The 19,650-nt window shown below is 27.6% G+C and carries 18 protein-coding genes, 4 tRNA genes and 1 rRNA gene; 13 read left to right on the top strand and 10 right to left on the bottom strand.

What is annotated here, in order from left to right:
* Together H0H47_RS01685 and H0H47_RS01690 are read right to left on the bottom strand one after the other, a co-directional pair.
* Positions 1–73, bottom strand: a tRNA-Ile gene (locus H0H47_RS01685).
* Positions 74–186: 113 nt separating this feature from the next.
* Positions 187–1,726 (bottom strand): 16S ribosomal RNA (locus tag H0H47_RS01690).
* 208 nt (positions 1,727–1,934) lie between these two features.
* Between H0H47_RS01690 and queA the strand changes: the two genes are divergently transcribed.
* Genes queA through H0H47_RS01705 form a run of 4 tightly spaced genes read left to right on the top strand, consistent with a single transcriptional unit; the run spans position 1,935 to position 6,118 of the window.
* The gene (gene queA, locus H0H47_RS01695; protein WP_185865774.1) at positions 1,935–2,978 is read left to right on the top strand and encodes a tRNA preQ1(34) S-adenosylmethionine ribosyltransferase-isomerase QueA; all 1,044 of its coding nucleotides are present in this window, start codon (positions 1,935–1,937) and stop codon (positions 2,976–2,978) included.
* Between the two features lie 40 nt (positions 2,979–3,018).
* The gene (locus tag H0H47_RS01700) at positions 3,019–3,996 is read left to right on the top strand and encodes a polyprenyl synthetase family protein (RefSeq protein ID WP_185865775.1); all 978 of its coding nucleotides are present in this window, start codon (positions 3,019–3,021) and stop codon (positions 3,994–3,996) included.
* 11 nt (positions 3,997–4,007) lie between these two features.
* A complete protein-coding gene (locus H0H47_RS03220; RefSeq protein ID WP_394366922.1) occupies positions 4,008–4,196 on the top strand; it encodes a toprim domain-containing protein in 189 nt (62 codons plus the stop codon).
* Between the two features lie 38 nt (positions 4,197–4,234).
* Positions 4,235–6,118, top strand: coding sequence for a type IA DNA topoisomerase (locus H0H47_RS01705; protein ID WP_394366932.1), 1,884 nt, complete (start codon positions 4,235–4,237; stop codon positions 6,116–6,118).
* A 16-nt stretch (positions 6,119–6,134) separates the two neighbouring features.
* On the opposite strand, the gene H0H47_RS01710 is transcribed toward H0H47_RS01705, so the two are convergent.
* Entirely contained in the window at positions 6,135–6,557 is a 423-nt protein-coding gene (locus H0H47_RS01710; protein WP_185865776.1) for a hypothetical protein, read from the bottom strand.
* A 271-nt stretch (positions 6,558–6,828) separates the two neighbouring features.
* Between H0H47_RS01710 and rsmI the strand changes: the two genes are divergently transcribed.
* Positions 6,829–7,494 (top strand): 16S rRNA (cytidine(1402)-2'-O)-methyltransferase, encoded by a 666-nt coding sequence (gene rsmI, locus H0H47_RS01715; protein WP_185865777.1) that lies wholly within the window; start codon positions 6,829–6,831, stop codon positions 7,492–7,494.
* On the opposite strand, the gene H0H47_RS01720 is transcribed toward rsmI, so the two are convergent.
* Positions 7,491–8,483, bottom strand: coding sequence for an aspartate-semialdehyde dehydrogenase (locus H0H47_RS01720; RefSeq protein ID WP_185865778.1), 993 nt, complete (start codon positions 8,481–8,483; stop codon positions 7,491–7,493). The two genes, rsmI and H0H47_RS01720, sit on opposite strands and share 4 nt — an antisense overlap.
* A gap of 65 nt (positions 8,484–8,548) precedes the next feature.
* Between H0H47_RS01720 and gmk the strand changes: the two genes are divergently transcribed.
* Positions 8,549–9,121, top strand: a complete 573-nt coding sequence (gene gmk / locus H0H47_RS01725; protein ID WP_185865779.1) for a guanylate kinase — start codon at positions 8,549–8,551, stop codon at positions 9,119–9,121.
* A 6-nt stretch (positions 9,122–9,127) separates the two neighbouring features.
* Here the strand turns inward: gmk and H0H47_RS01730 are convergent.
* The 3 genes from H0H47_RS01730 to H0H47_RS01740 all read right to left on the bottom strand — a co-directional run bounded on the left by H0H47_RS01730 (position 9,128) and on the right by H0H47_RS01740 (position 9,719).
* A tRNA-Pro gene (locus tag H0H47_RS01730) sits at positions 9,128–9,202 on the bottom strand.
* 5 nt (positions 9,203–9,207) lie between these two features.
* Positions 9,208–9,282, bottom strand: a tRNA-Asn gene (locus H0H47_RS01735).
* Complete coding sequence (locus H0H47_RS01740) at positions 9,273–9,719, bottom strand: RpiB/LacA/LacB family sugar-phosphate isomerase (RefSeq protein ID WP_185865780.1); 447 nt, start codon at positions 9,717–9,719, stop codon at positions 9,273–9,275. Before H0H47_RS01740 ends, H0H47_RS01735 begins: the two co-directional genes overlap by 10 nt.
* Before the next feature lie 90 nt (positions 9,720–9,809).
* Here H0H47_RS01740 and H0H47_RS01745 point away from each other — a divergent pair, with 90 nt between their 5' ends.
* From H0H47_RS01745 to H0H47_RS01765, 5 genes are all read left to right on the top strand, one after another.
* Positions 9,810–11,030 carry a phosphoglycerate kinase gene (locus H0H47_RS01745; RefSeq protein WP_185865781.1) on the top strand — a complete coding sequence of 407 codons (1,221 nt, stop codon included), beginning with the start codon at positions 9,810–9,812 and terminating at the stop codon, positions 11,028–11,030.
* 56 nt (positions 11,031–11,086) lie between these two features.
* Entirely contained in the window at positions 11,087–11,710 is a 624-nt protein-coding gene (locus tag H0H47_RS01750) for a superoxide dismutase (protein WP_238785075.1), read from the top strand.
* The gene (folB, locus tag H0H47_RS01755) at positions 11,703–12,059 is read left to right on the top strand and encodes a dihydroneopterin aldolase (RefSeq protein ID WP_185865782.1); all 357 of its coding nucleotides are present in this window, start codon (positions 11,703–11,705) and stop codon (positions 12,057–12,059) included. The genes H0H47_RS01750 and folB overlap by 8 nt, the downstream gene beginning before the upstream one ends.
* Positions 12,060–12,074: 15 nt before the next feature.
* A tRNA-Cys gene (locus H0H47_RS01760) sits at positions 12,075–12,145 on the top strand.
* Positions 12,146–12,262: 117 nt separating this feature from the next.
* Positions 12,263–13,015 (top strand): uroporphyrinogen-III synthase, encoded by a 753-nt coding sequence (locus H0H47_RS01765; RefSeq protein WP_185865783.1) that lies wholly within the window; start codon positions 12,263–12,265, stop codon positions 13,013–13,015.
* A gap of 121 nt (positions 13,016–13,136) precedes the next feature.
* Here H0H47_RS01765 and glmS read toward each other — a convergent pair whose 3' ends face one another.
* Both glmS and H0H47_RS01775 read right to left on the bottom strand, forming a co-directional pair.
* The gene (glmS, locus tag H0H47_RS01770; protein WP_185865784.1) at positions 13,137–14,987 is read right to left on the bottom strand and encodes a glutamine--fructose-6-phosphate transaminase (isomerizing); all 1,851 of its coding nucleotides are present in this window, start codon (positions 14,985–14,987) and stop codon (positions 13,137–13,139) included.
* Between the two features lie 40 nt (positions 14,988–15,027).
* Positions 15,028–15,846 carry a glycogen/starch synthase gene (locus tag H0H47_RS01775; RefSeq protein ID WP_185865785.1) on the bottom strand — a complete coding sequence of 273 codons (819 nt, stop codon included), beginning with the start codon at positions 15,844–15,846 and terminating at the stop codon, positions 15,028–15,030.
* A 169-nt stretch (positions 15,847–16,015) separates the two neighbouring features.
* Here H0H47_RS01775 and rnr point away from each other — a divergent pair, with 169 nt between their 5' ends.
* Entirely contained in the window at positions 16,016–18,001 is a 1,986-nt protein-coding gene (rnr, locus tag H0H47_RS01780; RefSeq protein WP_185865786.1) for a ribonuclease R, read from the top strand.
* Positions 18,002–18,021: 20 nt separating this feature from the next.
* Here the strand turns inward: rnr and coaD are convergent, their stop codons facing one another.
* Positions 18,022–18,504, bottom strand: a complete 483-nt coding sequence (coaD, locus tag H0H47_RS01785; protein ID WP_185865787.1) for a pantetheine-phosphate adenylyltransferase — start codon at positions 18,502–18,504, stop codon at positions 18,022–18,024.
* A 69-nt stretch (positions 18,505–18,573) separates the two neighbouring features.
* Between coaD and H0H47_RS01790 the strand changes: the two genes are divergently transcribed.
* Positions 18,574–19,641, top strand: coding sequence for a PSP1 domain-containing protein (locus H0H47_RS01790; RefSeq protein ID WP_185865788.1), 1,068 nt, complete (start codon positions 18,574–18,576; stop codon positions 19,639–19,641).
* The last annotated feature ends 9 nt before the right edge of the window (positions 19,642–19,650 follow it).

Raw genomic sequence — 19,650 nt, forward strand, 5'->3', positions numbered from 1 at the left:
AGTCTCGCGCGGAATTGAACCGCGGACCTCTACATTATCAGTGTAGCGCTCTAACCGTCTGAGCTACGAGACTGATATATAATTTATATAAATACCAATCTCTCTCCTCTAACTTTATTTTTGTTGAATATATAAATATACTTCTAGACTAATTCACAGAATTTAACAAGATTAAAATACTCTGAAAAAAGAGATGTTCCAGCCGCACCTTCCGGTACGGCTACCTTGTTACGACTTAGCCCCAGTTATCGATTTTACCTTAAGCAGCTCCTTTTACGGTCACCGATTTCAGGTCCCCCCGACTTCCATGGCTTGACGGGCGGTGTGTACAAGGCCCGGGAACGTATTCACCGCATCATGGCTGATATGCGATTACTAGCGATTCCAACTTCATAGAGTCGAGTTGCAGACTCTAATCCGAACTGAGATCGGCTTTTAGAGATTAGCTTCTGATTGCTCAGTAGCGACCCTTTGTACCGACCATTGTAGCACGTGTGTAGCCCAAGGTATAAGAGCCGTGATGATTTGACGTCATCCCCACCTTCCTCTCGACTTACGTCGGCAGTCTTGCTAGAGTCCCCGACATTACTCGCTGGCAACTAACAATAAGGGTTGCGCTCGTTGAGGGACTTAACCCAACACCTCACGGCACGAGCTGACGACAACCATGCAGCATCTTGTACTCCGTCCGAAGACTAAACTATTTCTAGCTTATTCGTAGTACATTTAAACCTTGGTAAGGTTCCTCGCGTATCATCGAATTAAACCACATGCTCCACCGCTTGTGCGGGCCCCCGTCAATTCCTTTGAGTTTCAGTCTTGCGACCGTACTCCCCAGGTGGATCACTTATCACTTTCGCTTAGTCACTGAAAAAAAATCCAACAACTAGTGATCATCGTTTACGGCGTGGACTACCAGGGTATCTAATCCTGTTTGCTCCCCACGCTTTCGTGCCTCAGCGTCAGTATAGATTTAGTAACCTGCTTTCGCGATCGGTGTTCTGTGTGATATCTATGCATTTCACCGCTACACCACACATTCCAGCTACTCCAATCTCACTCAAGTCTACCAGTATCAATAGCAATTTTAACAGTTGAGCTGCAACATTTCACTACTGACTTAATAAACCGCCTACGCACCCTTTAAACCCAATAAATCCGGATAACGCTTGTGTCCTCCGTATTACCGCGGCTGCTGGCACGGAGTTTGCCGACACTTATTCGTATAGTACATTCATAATTCTTATCACGTAAGAATTTTTATTCCTAAACAAAAGCAGTTTACAACCCGTAAGGCATTCTTCCTGCACGCGACGTGGCTGGTTCAGAGTTTCCTCCATTGACCAATATTCCTCACTGCTGCCTCCCGTAGGAGTCTGGTCCGTATCTCAGTACCAGTGTGGGGGATCACCCTCTCAGGCCCCCTACCGATCATGGTCTTGGTAAGCCATTACCCCACCAACTAACTAATCGGACGCACGCCCATCTTTTGCCGCATTTCTGCTTTAATAATAAAATCATGCGATTTCATTATATTATAGAATATTAATCCGAGTTTCCTCAGGCTATCTTCTAGCAAAAGGTAGGTTACATACGTGTTACGCACCCGTACGCCGGTCGCCATCAAAATCTACATAGTAACATAGATTTCATGTTGCCCCTCGACTTGCATGTGTTAAGCCCGTCGCTAGCGTTCATCCTGAGCCAGGATCAAACTCTCCGTTGTAAAAATTAATATCAAAGACGCAAAACCTTATTAAAAATCCTAAAATATCAGGTCTAGAAGCTTTCTTATACAAAGAACAATAAATGTTATTATCAATAAATACAAGTATACGTTTTTTTTGAAAAAAAAAGAATATATATATTTTTTATTGAAAAAAAAAATAATCTAATTTTATACAAGCATAAAATTACTTATCTATTAAATTAATATGAGAACCTCAGATTTTGATTTTGGATATCCTTTGAATCTTCTTGCAAAATACCCTTCTCAAGAAAGAGATGAATCCAAATTAATGGTTATTCACAGAAAAAACAAAAAAATAGAACATAAATTTTTTAAAGATTTGTATCAGTATTTTGAAGAAGGAGATTCTCTTATTCTTAATAATACTAAAGTTTTTCCTGCAAGATTATTTGGAAATAAAGAAAAAACAGAGGCTAAAATAGAAGTTTTTTTACTTAGAGAATTAGATTCCAAAGATAGAACTTGGGACGTTTTGGTCGATCCTGCAAGAAAGGTAAGAGTGGGAAATAAATTAAATTTTGGATATGGACTAACAGGAGAAGTTATAGATAATACAACTTCCAGAGGAAGGATTTTACAACTTCATTTTAACGGAACTCATGAGGAGATTATAAAAAAAATAAAAGAATTAGGAAAAACTCCTCTTCCAAAATATATTGATAGACAACCAGAAAAAAATGATGAAGAACGTTATCAAACTGTATATGCAAAAAAAGAAGGTTCTGTAGCTGCCCCTACAGCAGGATTACATTTTTCCAAACATTTATTAAAAAAATTAGAAATAAAAGGAGTAAATTTAGTAGAAATAACTCTCCATTTAGGATTGGGAAGTTTTCTACCTGTGGAAGTAGAAGACATATCAAAACACAAAATGGACTCTGAAAAATGTTTTATAAACGAGGAAACATGTAACGTTATAAATCATACTATACAAAAAAAAAAACGAGTTTGTGCTGTGGGAACTTCTTCTATGCGAGCTATAGAAAGTTCTGTTTCTTCTAATAAAAATCTAAATCCTTTTTCTGGATGGACTAATAAATTTATTTTTCCTCCTTATAATTTTAGTATAGCTAATTCTATGATTACAAATTTTCATATGCCGAAATCTACATTACTTATGATGACAGCTGCTTTTTCAGGATTTGATTTGATAATGAAAGCATATCAAATAGCAATTCAAGAAAAATATAGATTCTATTCTTATGGAGACGCTATGTTAATTTTATAGATTATGAAAATCAAAAATCATAATATTTCATTATGAAATTATGAAAATAGTTCTGGAAAAAATAAAAGATCCTATAAAAAAAGAAATAAAAGAATTCGAAAAACAATTTTTCAACATACTCAAAAGCAATGTAACTATCATAGAACAAATAACTCATTATATTATTCATAGAAAAGGAAAACTAATTCGCCCCATATTTGTTTTCTTAATAGCTAAAATGTTGGGAACAATACGAAAAAAAACATATCATACTGCTTGTTTAATAGAATTAATACACACTGCTACACTTGTTCATGATGATGTCATAGATAATAGTTCTCTTCGTCGTGGTTCTTTTTCTATTAATGCTATATGGAAAAATAAAATAGCTGTTTTAATAGGAGATTACTTTCTTTCTAAAAGTCTTTTGTTAGCAACAGAAAACAATTATTATGATCTTCTTAAAATAATTTGTAAGACTATTAAGGATATGAGTGAAGGAGAACTATTACAAATAGAAAAATCTAAAAATTTAAATATTACCGAAGAAATTTACAATCAAATTATTTATCACAAAACAGCAAGTCTAATATCTGCTTCTTGTGAATGTGGAGCACTTTCAGTAAATGCAGATAAAAAAACAGCATTGAAAATGAGAGAATTTGGGATCTTTACCGGAATCGCTTTTCAAATAAAAGATGATTTATTTGACTATGAAGAAAAAAGTAATAATTTTACAGGAAAACCTATAGGAATTGATTTAAGAGAAAAAAAAATAACACTTCCACTTATTTACACTATCAAAAAAGCTTCTAAAGAAGATCAAAAATGTATATTAAATTCCATAAAAAATTATGACGAAAATAAAAGACACAAAATAATTTATTACGTCAAAAAATATGGAGGATTAGAATATGCTACTCAAAAAATGATAAAATTCCGTAACGAAGCTCTAAAAATTTTAGAAATTTATCCAGAAGGAACCATTAAAGAATCATTGAAAATAATGGTTAATTTTATTATTGAAAGAAATCAATAAAAATTTTTTAAATGAAAGAAAACTTAGTTATTGTAGAATCTCCAACTAAAGCTCATACCATACAAATGTTCTTGGGAGAAAATTATCATGTAGTATCTAGTTATGGACATCTTATAGATCTTCCAGAAAAGGAAATAGGAATTCAAATAAAAGAGAATTTTAAACCTAATTACGTTTTTTTATATAAAAAAAAAAAGTAGTTAAAAATCTTAAAATATTAATAAAAGAACACAAAATAATTTGGCTCGCTTCAGATGAAGATCGTGAAGGAGAAGCTATTGCTTATCAAATTTATAAAATATTTAATATTCCTGATAAAAAGTACAGAAGAATAGTTTTTCACGAAATTACGAAAAAAGCAATTTTTCATGCTATAGAAAATCCCAGATCTATTAACTATAATTTAGTTTATGCTCAACAAGCAAGAAGGATTTTAGATAGAATAGTGGGATTTCAATTATCCCCTATCTTATGGAAAAAAGTAAAAAAAGGGCTTTCAGCAGGTAGAGTTCAATCTGCAGCTGTCAAACTTATAGTAGAGCGAGAACAAAAAATTCAAAATTCCATTCCCATACCTACTTATCAAATATATGGAGTTTTTACAAACGTAAAAAATATAGTTTTTAATGCAAAATTAGAGAAGAAAATTGAAAATAAAAAACAAATAATAAACATGATGACATCATGTATCAATAGCTCTTTTCTAATAAAAAAAATTATTCTCAAAAATGAGAGAAAGTGTCCTCCTGCTCCATTTACAACTTCTTCTTTACAACAAGAATCTTATAAAAGATTAAATTTTTCTATATCAAAAACTATGTTTTTAGCACAAAAATTGTATGAAAAAGGATTTATTACGTATATCCGTACAGATAGTACAAATTTATCAAATAATATTTTATCAGAAATAAAAAATTTCATACTTTCCTCATATGGAGAAAAGTATTTATCCATAAAAGAATTCTCCAAAAAGAAAAAATTTTCTCAAGAAGCTCACGAATCTATTCATCCTACTATTATCAACTATGATAATGAAAAAAATTATCTAGAAAACCTAGATGTCTTCCAAAAACGTCTTTATAAACTTATATGGGAACGTACCATCATGGGGCAAATGAGTGATTCTATTATTGAAAAGAAAGATTTTTATATTCAATCTTCTCATTTAAAACATTTTTTTATTTGTACAAAAAAAACTATTTTGTTTGATGGATTTATGAAAATGATAAATCAAGATAAAAAAGAAAAATCTAATATTTTAGAAATTGAACAAGGTTCTTCTTTACAGAGAAAGGAAATTATAGCAAAACAAATTGTTTCAACTTCTCTGTACAGATATAATGAAGCCTCTTTAGTGAAAAATTTAGAAAAACTAGGAATAGGAAGACCTTCCACTTATGTTCCTATTATATCTACAATTCAGAAAAGAAATTATGTAAACATACAAAAAATTCTGAAAAAAATAGAAACACGTAAAAGTTTCCTTTTAAAAGAGAATTCTATCATTGAAAATGATGAAGAAATCACTGAAATAGAAAAAAATAAATTTATCCCTACAGAAATAGGTATTTTAACCACTAATTTTTTGAAAAAAAACTTTGATAATATAGTAGATTATGATTTTACAGCAAATTTAGAAAAAAACTTTGATGATATAGCACAAGGAAGAAAATCTTGGATTGATATTCTTAAAAATTTTTACGATGGATTCCATAAAAAAATACAATATGTAAAAAAGTATGTGGATAAAATTCATAAAGAACGTTTTCTTGGAATAGATCCTAAATCAAATAGGAAAGTTTTTGCAAGAATAGCTAAATTTGGACCAGTTGTTCAAATGGGAGAATTTAAAGATAAAGATAAACCTAAATTTTCTCCTTTATTAAATAACCAAAAAATAAGTTTGATTTCACTTTCAGAGGCTTTAAAAATTCTTGAATTACCTAAATTTTTGGGTTTTTTTGAAGAAGAAGAGGTTTTATTGAAAATAAATAAATACAACATTTATATTAAACATAAAAAAAAATCTATTCCAATTGAAGAAAAAACATTTTTTAATTCATTAAATCTAGAATTAGAACAAGCTATTAAAATTATAATTGAAAACAGAAAATTTAATTGATCTTAATCTTGAAACTTTAGCTATCAAAATATCTTTGATTTAAATAAGTAGTAGGATAAGCTTGATCATGTCCTGTCCGTTTAACATGATCTAAATATTTGGGAATATAAGATAAAGCTTTAACTCTATCAGATAATGACATTCTATTCCATATATTTTCAGCCATTCTTTTTTTTCCTACTTTATATTTATAATCTGTCCAAAAACGATTAAAAGATAAATCTGTAGGAACTTCTTCAATAGAAAAAGCAGCTTTTGAATTTCTCATTTTATTAATTATAGATTCATTATAAGGTAAATATTTACCAATCCATACATAATGAGATAAAGAAAGTCTTTCAGGAAAAATAACTTCTCTTAAAAACCCATTTAAATCATATTTAAATATGATATCTCCAGATACTAAACGGCTTCTAAATATATATTGTTTACCTCTCATTTTTATTTATTTCATCAGCATTAATTAATTTTTTAATGCATAAAACTATTATTACGAATACAAATTATTAACTATTTTATTTGATGATGAAATCTTAAAACAGATGTTTTACATAATTTTATTTATTGATTCGAAATCTTTATCAACTTAATGCAGGTGTAATGTAATAAATTTGAGAATTTTATAACTGCATAGAAGAAGTTATGGTTTTTTATCTTATAAAAAATGAATTTACAATATCTTTTTTTTCACAATTTTTTTAAATTTGACTATGTTATATATAGTTCCTACTCCTATAGGAAATTTAGAAGATTTTACTTTCAGAGGATTACGAATCTTGAAAGAAGTGGATGTTATTTTAGTAGAAAATTATAAAGTTTCCAAAAAATTGTTTGATTTCTATAATATTAAAAATCAAATAAATAAATATCATATTCGAAATGAACATAAAATAATTCCTCATCTTGTAAAGGAAATTAAGAAAGGAAAAAAATTAGCATTAATATCCAATGCAGGAACTCCAAGCATATCCGATCCAGGTTTTTTATTAATCAAATCTTGTATAAAAGCTTCTATTTCTGTAGAATGTTTACCTGGACCTACAGCTTTAATTCCAGCGTTAGTTAATTCAGGACTATCTATTAATGAATTCACTTTTATTGGTTTTTTACCTAAGAAAAAAAGAAAAATTAAATTAGAATATCTTTCTAAAGAAAATAGAACTATTGTACTTTATGAATCTCCTCATAGACTGTTACGAACATTGAATGATATAAAATATTTTTTCGGATTAAAAAGAAATATTGTGGTATGCAAAGAAATTTCCAAATTTTTTCAAGATATATTAAGAGGAAATATAGAAAAAATGATTTTACATTATGAAAATGTAAAAAAAATATTAGGAGAATACACTATTATCATTGAAAAAAATTGCTAAACATATTTTTTATTTATCAAATATTCTGCAATTTGAACAGCATTTGTTGCAGCTCCTTTACGAAGATTATCAGATACTATCCATATATTTATAGAATTTTGAAATGAAAAATCTTCTCGTATTCTACCTACAAATACTTCATCTTTTCCGTGTGCATATAATGGCATAGGATAAATATTTTTTTGGGGATCATCTTGAACAACTATTCCTTTTGTTTTAGATAAAATTTCAGAAATACGATCTACACTAGGTTTTTTTTGAAATGTAATATTTACACTTTCTGAGTGCCCTCCTATAACGGGAACACGGACAGCTGTTGCTGTAATAGCTATGTTCTGATCATTGATTATTTTTTTTGTTTCTTTGATAAGTTTCATTTCCTCTATTGTATAATTATTTTCTGTAAAAGAATCACAATGAGGTAAAACATTTTGATAAATAGAATACGGATATATTTTATGGATATTAGAAGCTCCTTCTTTTTCTTGATTTAATTGATTCAAAGCTTTTTTTCCTGTACCTGTTACTGACTGATAAGTAGAGATAACCACTCTCTGAATTTTGTATTCTATATGCAATGGAAATAAAACCATTACCAGTTGTATTGTAGAACAGTTAGGGTTAGCAATAATGTTGTCTTTTTTTTCTAAAGAAGAAGCGTTAATTTCAGGGACAATCAATTTTTTTTCAGGATCCATTCTCCACGCAGAAGAATTATCTATAATTTTTGATCCTACTTTTTCAAATCTTGGAGCCCATTCTCTTGATATACTTGAACCTGCTGAAAATAAAACAATATTCGGTTTTTTTAAAAATAAATCATGTAAACTAATAATCTTATATGTTCTTTTCTTGAAAAAGAATTCTTTCCCTATAGATTTTTCAGAAGCAGAAAAATATAATTTTTTAATTGGAAAATTTGTTTTTTCTAAAACATCTACCATTACACGTCCAACCAATCCTGTAACACCAACTATTCCTAGTTTCATATGAATTTCTATAAAAATTTAATTTTCCATTATCATAAAAACAAAGTTAGTAAATTAATCAGATAATGAAAAAAAGAAAAATGATCATTTTATCAGGTTCCTCTGGATCTGGAAAAACTACTATTTCACATTATTTACTTTCAAAATTTCCAGATTTAAAATTTTCTGTATCATGTACCACACGATCAATTCGAAAGAATGAAAAAAATAGAAAAGATTATTATTTTATATCCGTGAATAGTTTCATTTATAAAGTCAAAAAAAATCAATTTGCAGAGTGGGAAGAAGTTTATCCTAAATTATTTTATGGAACCTTAAAGAACGAAATTTCAAAAATTTTTAGATCAAACAAACATGTTTTGTTTGACGTAGATGTAAAAGGAGGGTTAAATTTAAAAAAACAATATCCCAATAATTCTCTATCTATATTTATTATGGTCAATTCAATAAAAATTCTAAAAGAAAGACTTATAATGAGAAATTCTGATCTATCGGATAAACAAATAAACACACGTTTAAACAAAGTAGAAAAAGAAAATAGTTATGCAAAATTATTTGATTTTGTTCTGTTTAACATAGATTTATTTCAAACAAAGAAAAAAGCAATTCAACTAGTTTCTAATTTTATCTACGGATAAATAAAATCGGGGTGACTGGACTTGAACCAGCGACCACACGCCCCCCAGACGTGGACTCTAACCAATCTGAGCTACACCCCGAAAAACTCCTCAGGCTGGACTCGAACCAGCGACTCCCTGATTAACAGTCAGGTGCTCTAAACCAACTGAGCTACTGAGGATTATAAATTATTGGTATTTTATTTATTCTGATTCTATGTCTTCCTCCTTCAAAATCGGTTCTTAAAAATGTTTCTATAATTTCCAAAACCTCATTTTCATCTAAAAAACGTGCAGGGAGACTGATAACATTAGCGTTATTATGTTTTCTTGCTAAAAAAGCAACTTCTTTTTTCCATACCAAAGCAGCACGAATTTTTTTATATTTATTAGCAGTCATAGCCGCCCCATTTCCACTTCCACATATAATAATCCCAAAATTCGCCTTTCCATTTTCTACAAATTCAGCTGTAGGATGAATAAAATCAGGATAATCAACTTTTTCTCCATATTTGGAAAATCCAAAATCTTTAATTTCGTATCCTATTTCTGTTAAAAAATTGTTTATCAAGGATTTGTAATACACGCCTGTATGGTCAGATCCTATTGCTATTCTCATAAAATTTTTGCGAAAAAAGATACAAATAAATATACGTTTAAAAATTTTAAATTGAAATATTAACTTTGTAAATAAAACTTTTTACATAAAATGTTAGAGGATATAAAAACTATTGATGATTTTGATTTCAAAGATCAAATAGTATTAATTAGAGTAGATTTTAATGTTCCTGTAGATAAATATCATCAAATAACAGATGACACTCGTATTCAATCTAGTCTTCCTACTATTCAAAATATTATTTCTAGAAAAGGAAGAATAGTCCTTATTTCTCATTTTGGAAGACCTAAAGGGATCCCTTCTCAAATTTATTCCTTAAAATTTTTAACTTCTTTTTTATCCAAAAAATTGAAATTTCCTGTAAAATTTTATGAGGATTGCATAGGAGAAAAAGTTGAAAAAAAAGTTAGTGAATTAAAAAATGGTGAAATTTTATTATTGGAAAATCTTCGTTTTCACAAAGAAGAAGAAGAGGAAAATGAAAATTTTGCTTTTCAATTATCAAAATTAGGAAATATTTATGTAAATGATGCTTTTGGAGTTTCTCATCGTTTACATACTTCTATTACTGTTCTTCCTAAATTTTTTGGAGAAAAAAAATGTATAGGACTTCTTATGCAAAAAGAATTTCAATTTTTGAAGAAATTTTTTTCAGGAAAAGGAGAAAAACCAATTACAGTTTTATTGGGAGGATCAAAAATTTCTTCAAAAATTGAAATTATTGAAAATCTCATTGATTTCGCAGATCATATATTAATAGGAGGAGCAATGTCTTATCCTTTTATCAAAATGAAGGGGGGGGAAATAGGAAACTCTTTTCTTGAAAAAGATAAAAAAATTGAAAAAATATTAAAAAATATTCTTGATAAGTGTAAAGAAAAAAACAAAGAAAATATTTTGTCTTTTCCAAAAGATGTTGTTATTTCTGATTCATTCGAAAACACATCGAATACTAAAATTTCTCCTATTGATTCTATTCCAAATGGATGGATGGGGTTAGATATAGGCCCTTCTTCTATAAAAAACTTTTGCAATATTATAGAAAAATCAAAAACCATTTTATGGAATGGACCAGTAGGAGTTTTCGAATTAGCTAATTTTTCTTTAGGAACCAAATCTATAGCAAAAAAAATTGCAAAAGTAACTGAAAAAGGAGCTTTTTCTTTAGTGGGAGGCGGCGATTCTATTTCCTCACTAAAAATGGAAAAATGTGATAAAAAAATCAGTTATTTATCTACCGGAGGAGGAGCTTTGTTAGAGAGTTTGAAAAATAAAATACTTCCTGGAATAAAAGCTATTATAAACACATAATAAAAATAAAGTTTTTAATTATATTTGTGTTTCTCATATTAATAAAAGAAAAAATTATGTCATTTAAACTTCCAAAATTATCTTATTCATATAAGGATTTTGAACCTTATATAGATCGAAAAACTATGGAAATTCATTATAATAAACATCATGCCTCTTATACAAACAATTTGAATCAATCTATTTCTGGAACAGAAATGATGAATATTACTATAGAAGAAATTCTAAGAAGAGCATGTATGGAAACTCCAGCAGTACGTAATAATAGTGGAGGTTTTTATAATCATAATCTTTTTTGGGAGATATTAATTCCTCATTCAGAGTATACAGACCCTAGTACATTTCTAAATGAAGTTTTTTTAAAAAATTTCAATTCTTTTGAATCTTTTAAAAATCAATTTTCTACTGCCGCATCTAATCGTTTTGGTTCAGGATGGGCTTGGTTATGTGTAAAAGGAAACAAATTGTCAATTTGTTCTACAGCAAATCAAGATAATCCTATTATGTCTGGAATAGGCTGTGAAGGAACTCCTATATTAGGATTAGATGTTTGGGAACATGCTTATTATTTACAATATCAAAATCGTCGTTTAGACTACATTTCTTCTTTTTGGAATATTATTAATTGGAAAAAAGTAGAAGAAAATTATAATAAAATTGTAAATAATTTTCATGGGTAAAATAATCCTAGAAAATATCAGATTATTTGGATATCATGGATGTATGCCTGAAGAAAAATGTGTTGGTTCTCATTATACTACTAACATAGAAATCGAATTAAATCTTAATCAAGCTTCCATTCATGACGATTTATCAAAAACTGTTGATTATGTTCATTTATATTATCTTGTGGAAGAGGAAATGAAGATTAATTCTAAACTAATAGAACATTTAGCACAAAGAATAATTCAAAGAATTAGAAAAAAATATAAAGAATTTATAATAAAACATATAAAAGTAAAAATTTGTAAAGAAAATCCTCCACTACAAGGAGACGTAGATAGAGTTTGTGTTATTTTAGATGACTAAAATTTTTATATCTTAGGCACTGTGGCCGAGTGGTGAGGCAGGGGTCTGCAAAACCTTTTATAGCGGTTCGATTCCGCTCTGTGCCTTTTTTTTTCATAAAAATCTAATCCTTATTTCACACGAAATATATCACTACTTTTTTTATATTAATTTTCTGTATAAATTTGCGAATTTAAATCATAAAACTTACTGAAAAAATAGAGATGAAGATAAATAACATTCTTATTTCACAACCTCTCACAGGGGGCTCTGATTCCCCATACTTAGAACTCAGTAAAAACAAAAATGTAAAAATCGATTTTAGATCTTTTATAGAAGTCAAAGGAGCATCGTCTAGTGATGTAAGAAAACAAAAAATAAATTTTTCTGATTTTACTGTAGTTCTTTTTATAAGTAAAAAATCTGTAGATCATTATTTCAGATTAGCGGAATCTATGCGTTTTAAAGTTCCAATCTCTATGAGATACGTCTGTCAGACAAAAACAATTGCTTATTACTTACAAAAGTACATTGTCTATAGAAAAAGGAAAATTCATATTGGAAATAAATCATTTCAAGATATAATACCCTATATAAAGAAACATCCAAAAGAAAAATTTCTTTTACCTTCTTCAGATATTTTAAAACCGGAAATTCCAAACATGTTAAATAAACTAAATCTTTTTTGGAAAAGAGCTATATTATATAAAACCAATTCCAGTGATTTATCTGATTTAAAACACATATGCTATGATATTTTGGTCTTTTTCAGTCCAGCAGAAATCAAATCTTTGTTTGAAAATTTTCCTAAATTTGATCAAAAAGGTATAAAAATTGCGACTTTTGGAAAAAACACTTTAGATGCTGCCGCTAAAGCAGGATTAAAAATAGATATAAAAGTACCAACGCCAGAATTTCCTTCTATGTCCATGGCTTTAGAAAAATATATCAAAAAACTAAACACACTAAAATATTGAATATTTTTTCTTTCGCTAATTATAAATTACTCATTAGTAGAAAAATGGACATATCTTATTTAAACTTCTTGCGTTCTATTCCTAAAAATTTCTTTACTCATGTTAAAAAACCTTCTTACTTTTACTCTACTGTTACTGATTTCGCCAAATTTCTTGGTTGATCAACATTTTCTCCTCGGATATAAGCTATTTGATAAGCTAATAATTGAAGAGGAATAACAGTTACTAAGGGACTTAGTTCTTCCGATATTTCTGGAACTTTAATAACATAATCAGCTAACATACTTACTTGAATATCTCCTTCATTAACTATAGCTATTATCTTCCCTTTTCTAGCTTTAATTTCTTGAATATTCCCTACTATTTTTTCATAACATCCTTTTTTTGTCGCAATAATAACTACTGGCATATTTTCATCAATCAAGGCTATAGGACCATGTTTCATTTCTGCTGCAGGATAACCTTCTGCATGAATATAGGATATTTCTTTTAATTTTAAAGCCCCCTCTAAAGCGACTGGAAAATTAATTCCTCTACCTAAATAAAGAAAATTATTTACATTCTGATAGACTTCGGAAATTTTTCTTATAGAATTATCTATTTTCAAAGTATGATTAACTTTTTCTGGAATTAATCCAAGTTCATGACACAAACATTTATAACGATTATCATTTATAGATGATCTGTATTTTCCTATTTTTAAAGCTAATAAAACAAGAACCGTAATTTGTGCAGTAAAAGATTTTGTAGACGCAACTCCAATTTCAGGTCCTGCATGAGTATAAGCACCAGCATCTACATTTCTTGCAATGGACGATCCTACTACATTACAAATACCAAAAACAAAAGCCCCTTTACTTTTTGCCAACTTTAAAGCAGCTAAAGTATCGGCTGTTTCTCCTGATTGAGAAATCACAATAATCACATCTTTTTTTTCTATAATAGGATTCCTATATCTAAATTCTGAAGCATATTCTACTTCCACTGGAATACGAGCAAGTTCCTCTAATAGATATTCCCCTATTAAACCAGCATGCCATGAAGTCCCACACGCTACTATAGTTATAGATTTAGCATTAATAAAAATATCTTTATTAGATTCAATTCCATCAATACAAATTATTTTTTCTGAAATTAATAATCTTCCACGTAAGGTATCCAAAATTGTTTTTGGTTGCTCATATATTTCTTTTAGCATGAAATATTTATATTCTCCTTTTTCTATTTTTTTCAAATTTATTTGAAGTCTTTTAATAATTGGATATAATCTATGATTATCTAAAATTTTTCTCAAATCTAATTCTTTTCCTTTTCTAAGAATAGCCATTTCTCCATCTTTCAAATAAATAGCATTTTTTGTGTAATCTATGAAAGGAATAGGGTCAGATGCAATAAAAAATTCCTTATCATTAATTCCTAACGCAAGAGGACTTCCTAATTTTGCAATAATAATTGTTTCCGGATGAGATTTATCCACAATAGCAATGGAATAAGCTCCCACTATCTCATTTAAAGAAATTCTTACAGCTTCTTCTAAAGATAATTTATTTTCTTTCTTAATATATTCAATCAAATTTAAAAGAACTTCTGTATCTGTTTCACTTTTAAAAGTAAAACCATTTTTTAATAAAATGATTTTAATTGCATGATAATTTTCTATGATTCCGTTGTGAATCATAATCAAATCATTGGAATTAGAAACATGAGGATGAGCATTCAAATCATCTGGAATTCCATGTGTAGCCCATCTTGTATGACCTATTCCAGTTGTTCCACTTGTTTTTATCTTGTAAGAGGATATTTTTTTCTCCAATTCACAAACTCTCCCTTTTGTTTTACATAAACTATATCCATTTTCATAAAAAATAGCAATACCAGAACTGTCATATCCTCGGTATTCCAATTTCTTTAATCCTTTAATGAGAATAGGATAAGCTTCTCTATAACCCAAATAACCAATTATACCACACATTCTAACTGATAAAATTAGAAGTTTTTATCTATAAAAAATATTAATTAATCTGTTCTAAAACAGTTTCTTTATAAAATTGTTGATAAACGGTTTCTATTTTTTCTACAGGGTAATATTTTAACACTAACAATTTATTTATTTTTATATAATCTTCTATTTCTTGAGGAAAATAAAGATCTCCTTTTATTATAGCGTCTGAAAAATACATACATAATTTTGTCAAATTAAAGTAATTCGGATTTTCTAACAATTTTAATTTTCTAGATTTAATACCATCAAATTTTACTTTCTTAAGAATGTCTTTATTTAAATCGCCTTGAAAAGGCTTATTATAGATAGATACAACTATTTTTGTATTTTGGTATACAGGATCATTTTTATAAAAATTTTTAATGTACAAAGGAATAAAAGAACTAATCCATCCATATATATGGATTATATCAGGTTTCCAATTTAATTTTTTTACAGTCTCTAAAATTCCTTTTGTAAAAAACAAAGCTCTTTCGTCATTATCTTGAAAAAAAATTCCTTTTTCATCTTCATATATAGCTTTTCTTTTAAAATATTCTTCATTATCTATAAAATAAACTTGCAATCTTGCATCAGGAATAGAGGCTACTTTTATCAATAAAGGTTGATCTATATCATTAATAACTAAATTCATTCCTGACAAACGAATGACTTCATGTAATTGATGTCTTCTTTCATTTATCACTCCAAAACGAGGCATAAATAAACGTACATCGTTTCCTATTGATTGCATAAATTTAGAGGCTTTTAAAACCGATAAAGATATTGGATTTTCTGAAGAAAAAGGAAATAAGTCTGAAGAAACATATAATATACGTTTACCTGTCATCTTAGAGTTATTTATTTTATTATTTATATAAGTAAAAAAACGGATCATTGCAAATATAATAAATAATATCCAATTTCTAAATTTCATAAAAAAAATGAAAAACAATTTTTTAGATAAAATCTTGTAGATTGTAAGTTTTTTAGCTTTATTTATAGATAGACATGTTATCATGAAATCAGAAAAAAAAATAAAAAAAAAACATTGTAAAAATTTTTCTACTGGATCCATTAATATCACTAGCCATGGATATGCTTTTGTTAATGTGGAAGGATTTCAGAAAGATATTTTTATTCCAAAAAATAAAACAAACCGAGCCTTAGAAGGAGATTTTGTTAAAATCAGATTAAATAAAAAAAAAGGAATAAAAATAGAAGGAGAAGTATTAAAAATCATAAAAAGAAAAACCCAAAAATTTATTGGAATATTAAAAATAAATCTTCAATCTAACTCTAAATATGGATCTGTCATAGTTTACAATAACAGTATTCATGTAGATATCTTTATTCCAATAAATGATGAAAAATTGAAAAAATATCATCACAATGATAAAGTATTAGTTCAAATCGTATCATGGCCCAAAAAGCTCAAAAATCCTTTGGGTAAAATTATAAAAATATTCGGGAAATCCGGAGAATATAAAACTGAAGTTTTTTCATTATTGGAAGAATATGGAATCCAATATGAATTTTCCAAAGAAGTGGAAAATGAAGCTAAAAAAATTTCTTCAAAAAGAATTTCAGATAGAGAAACTAGAAAAGATCTGAGAAATATTAATACTTTCACTATAGATCCTTTAGATGCAAAGGATTTTGATGACGCACTATCAATTAGAAAGTTAAATGATAATACTTGGGAAATTGGGGTACATATATCCGATGTCTCTCATTATATAAAAGAAGGAAGTTTATTAGATAAAGAAGCATATTCACGTGCTACATCTATTTATTTTATAGGAAAAGTCATTCCTATGCTTCCAAAAATATTATCAAATGATCTTTGTTCTTTACAGCCTATGGAAGAAAAATTAAGTTTTTCCTATATTTTTAATATGGACAATCAAGGAAAAATATTAAAAAGTTGGTTGGGAAAAACCATTATACGGTCTGATAGAAGGTTTACATATGAAGAGGTTCAACAAATTATAGATAAAAAAAAAGGAGATTTTCACGAAGAGATTTATACTTTATTTTTATTCTCTAAAATATTAACAAAAAAAAGATTAAAAAATGGATCTATTTATCTTGAAAAAGTTGAGGTTAAATTTCATTTAGATGAAAAAAAGAATCCAATTTCTTTACATTTAGAAAAAAACAATGACGCACACCGTTTAATAGAAGAATTTATGTTGTTAACCAATCAAAAAATTTCAGAATTTGTTACATCTAATAAACTTTTTATTTACAGAATTCACGATGAACCAGATTTTCAAAAAATTTTTTTTCTAAAAAAAATTATAGAACCTTTAGGTTACTTTTTAGATTTTAAAAATTTAAAAACTTCCATTAATTGTTTATTAAAAAAAATAAAAGGAAAACCAGAACAAAATATGATTGAAAATTTGATTCTTCGTGCTATGAGTAAAGCCAAATATTCTACTAAAAATATAGGACATTATGGATTATCTTTTCTTCATTATACTCATTTTACTTCTCCTATAAGAAGATATTCAGATATAATAGCACACCGATTACTGCATTGTTATCTAACAATAAATCAAAAAAATCATAATAATGAAAATGCATACAAACTAAAAAAAATGGAATTTTATGAAAAACAATCTCAACATTGCAGTAATAAAGAACGTTTAGCTATAGATGTAGAAAGAGAATTTCTAAAATATATACAAGTAAAATATATCAAAAAATTTTTAGGAAAAGAATTTTATGGAATAATTACTGGATTCACTGATTGGAGTGTTTATATTGATCTCCTATTATTTCAAACAGAGGGAATGGTCAGATTATGTGATATTAAAGAAGATACTTATATTTTGAATTCAAATAATTATAGCATAATTGGGAAAAAAAAAAGAAAAGTTTATCATTTAGGAGATAAAGTCAAAGTCAAACTCATAGATATCAATATGGAAAAAAAACAAATAATCCTTGATTGGATCGATAATAAATATTTTGAAGAAAGCATTAAAATAAAATAAAAAAAATTCTTATTTGTTCTTTATATTCTCACAGAAGAAGGAACAAATATGGAATAGTCCCCTCCATTTTTCATAACGTCTCTCACAATGTAAGAACAAATATGAGAATTTTCATAAGAAGAAATGAGATAAACAGTTTCAATAAGATCTGTTTTTTCTAGTTTTTTATTAGTAAACAATATATCTTTTTCGAATTCAAAATCAAATTGATTTCGAATTCCTCTTAACAAAAATTTAGCTTTTTTTTTTATACAAAAAGAAATGGTTAATCCATTAAATGATTCTATTTCTATTTTATGTTTATGAGAAAAATTCAAAAAAGTTTTTCGAATCCATTCTTTTCTCTTTTGAAGAGAAAACATATTTTTTTTTTCAAAATTATTTCCAACAGCTATAATTATTTTATCAAATAAATTTAAAGATCTAATAATAATATCATAATGACCTAAAGTTATGGGATCAAATGATCCAGGAAATATAGCTATTTTTTCTTTGTTATTCATAATAATTTTTTTAGATCATATATATTTATATATAATTTAATTTTTTATTAATAAAAAGTTATTAGGATAATGAACAAATCATGTTCTAATTGTTTAAAAAATAAATGTGAAAAGAAGGATCAATCTTTTTTTCAAAATAATTATCAAAAAAAACAATGCAAAAAACTGAATGTATTTGATTGGTTATCTAATATTCAATCTCCTTTTGAATATCAGAAACATGATTTTGTAGAAGTACAATTTAAAAATGATAGAAAAGAATTTTTTATAAATCAAGAAAAAATATTTCTTTGTAAAGGAGACATTGTTACTGTAGAATCTAAATCAGGAATGGGATATGATATAGGAACAGTGATTTTAACTGGAGAATTGGTAAAATTACAAGTAAGAAATAAAAATATAGACATTCTAAAAAAAATATACAGAAAATCAACACATAAAGAAATCAATATTTGGAAATCTTTCAGGAGAAAGGAATTTTCAACTCTTTCAAAAGCTAAAAAAATTGTAAAAACTTTAAATCTTTCTATGAAACTTAGCGAAGTAGAGTATCAAGGAGATGGAGAAAAAGCTATTTTCTATTATACAGCAGAAAATAGAGTTGATTTTAGAAAATTAATTAAAGAATTAGCTTTTCATTTTCGCACACGTATAGAAATGCGTCAAATAGGATATAGACAAGAAGCAGCAAAAATTGGAGGCATAGGTTCTTGTGGTCGAGAACTTTGTTGTTCTACTTGGTTAAAAAATTTTAAAATAGTCACTACTAATTCTGCAAGATATCAACAACTTTCCATAAATATTCAAAAATTAAATGGTCAATGTAGTAAGCTAAAATGTTGTCTTAACTATGAATTAGATGCCTATTTAACTTCTTTAAAAGATTTTCCGGATTTTAACAAAAAAATTCACACAGAAAAGGGAATTGCTCAATGTATGAAAATTGATGTTTTCAAAAAGAAAATGTGGTTTTCTTATATTAATAATCCAAATACTTGGTTTAGAATAGGAGTAAAAAAAATTAAAGAAATTTTAGAAAATAATAAAAAGAATCAAATAGCTCCTCCTTTAGAGGAGTTATCAACAATTAATCCCATTCAGAAAACCGAATTAACATTTAGAGATTTGTCTATATAATTTTCACAT

It is taken from the genome of Blattabacterium cuenoti, from assembly GCF_014252075.1.
Lineage (GTDB): Bacteria > Bacteroidota > Bacteroidia > Flavobacteriales > Blattabacteriaceae > Blattabacterium > Blattabacterium cuenoti_AC.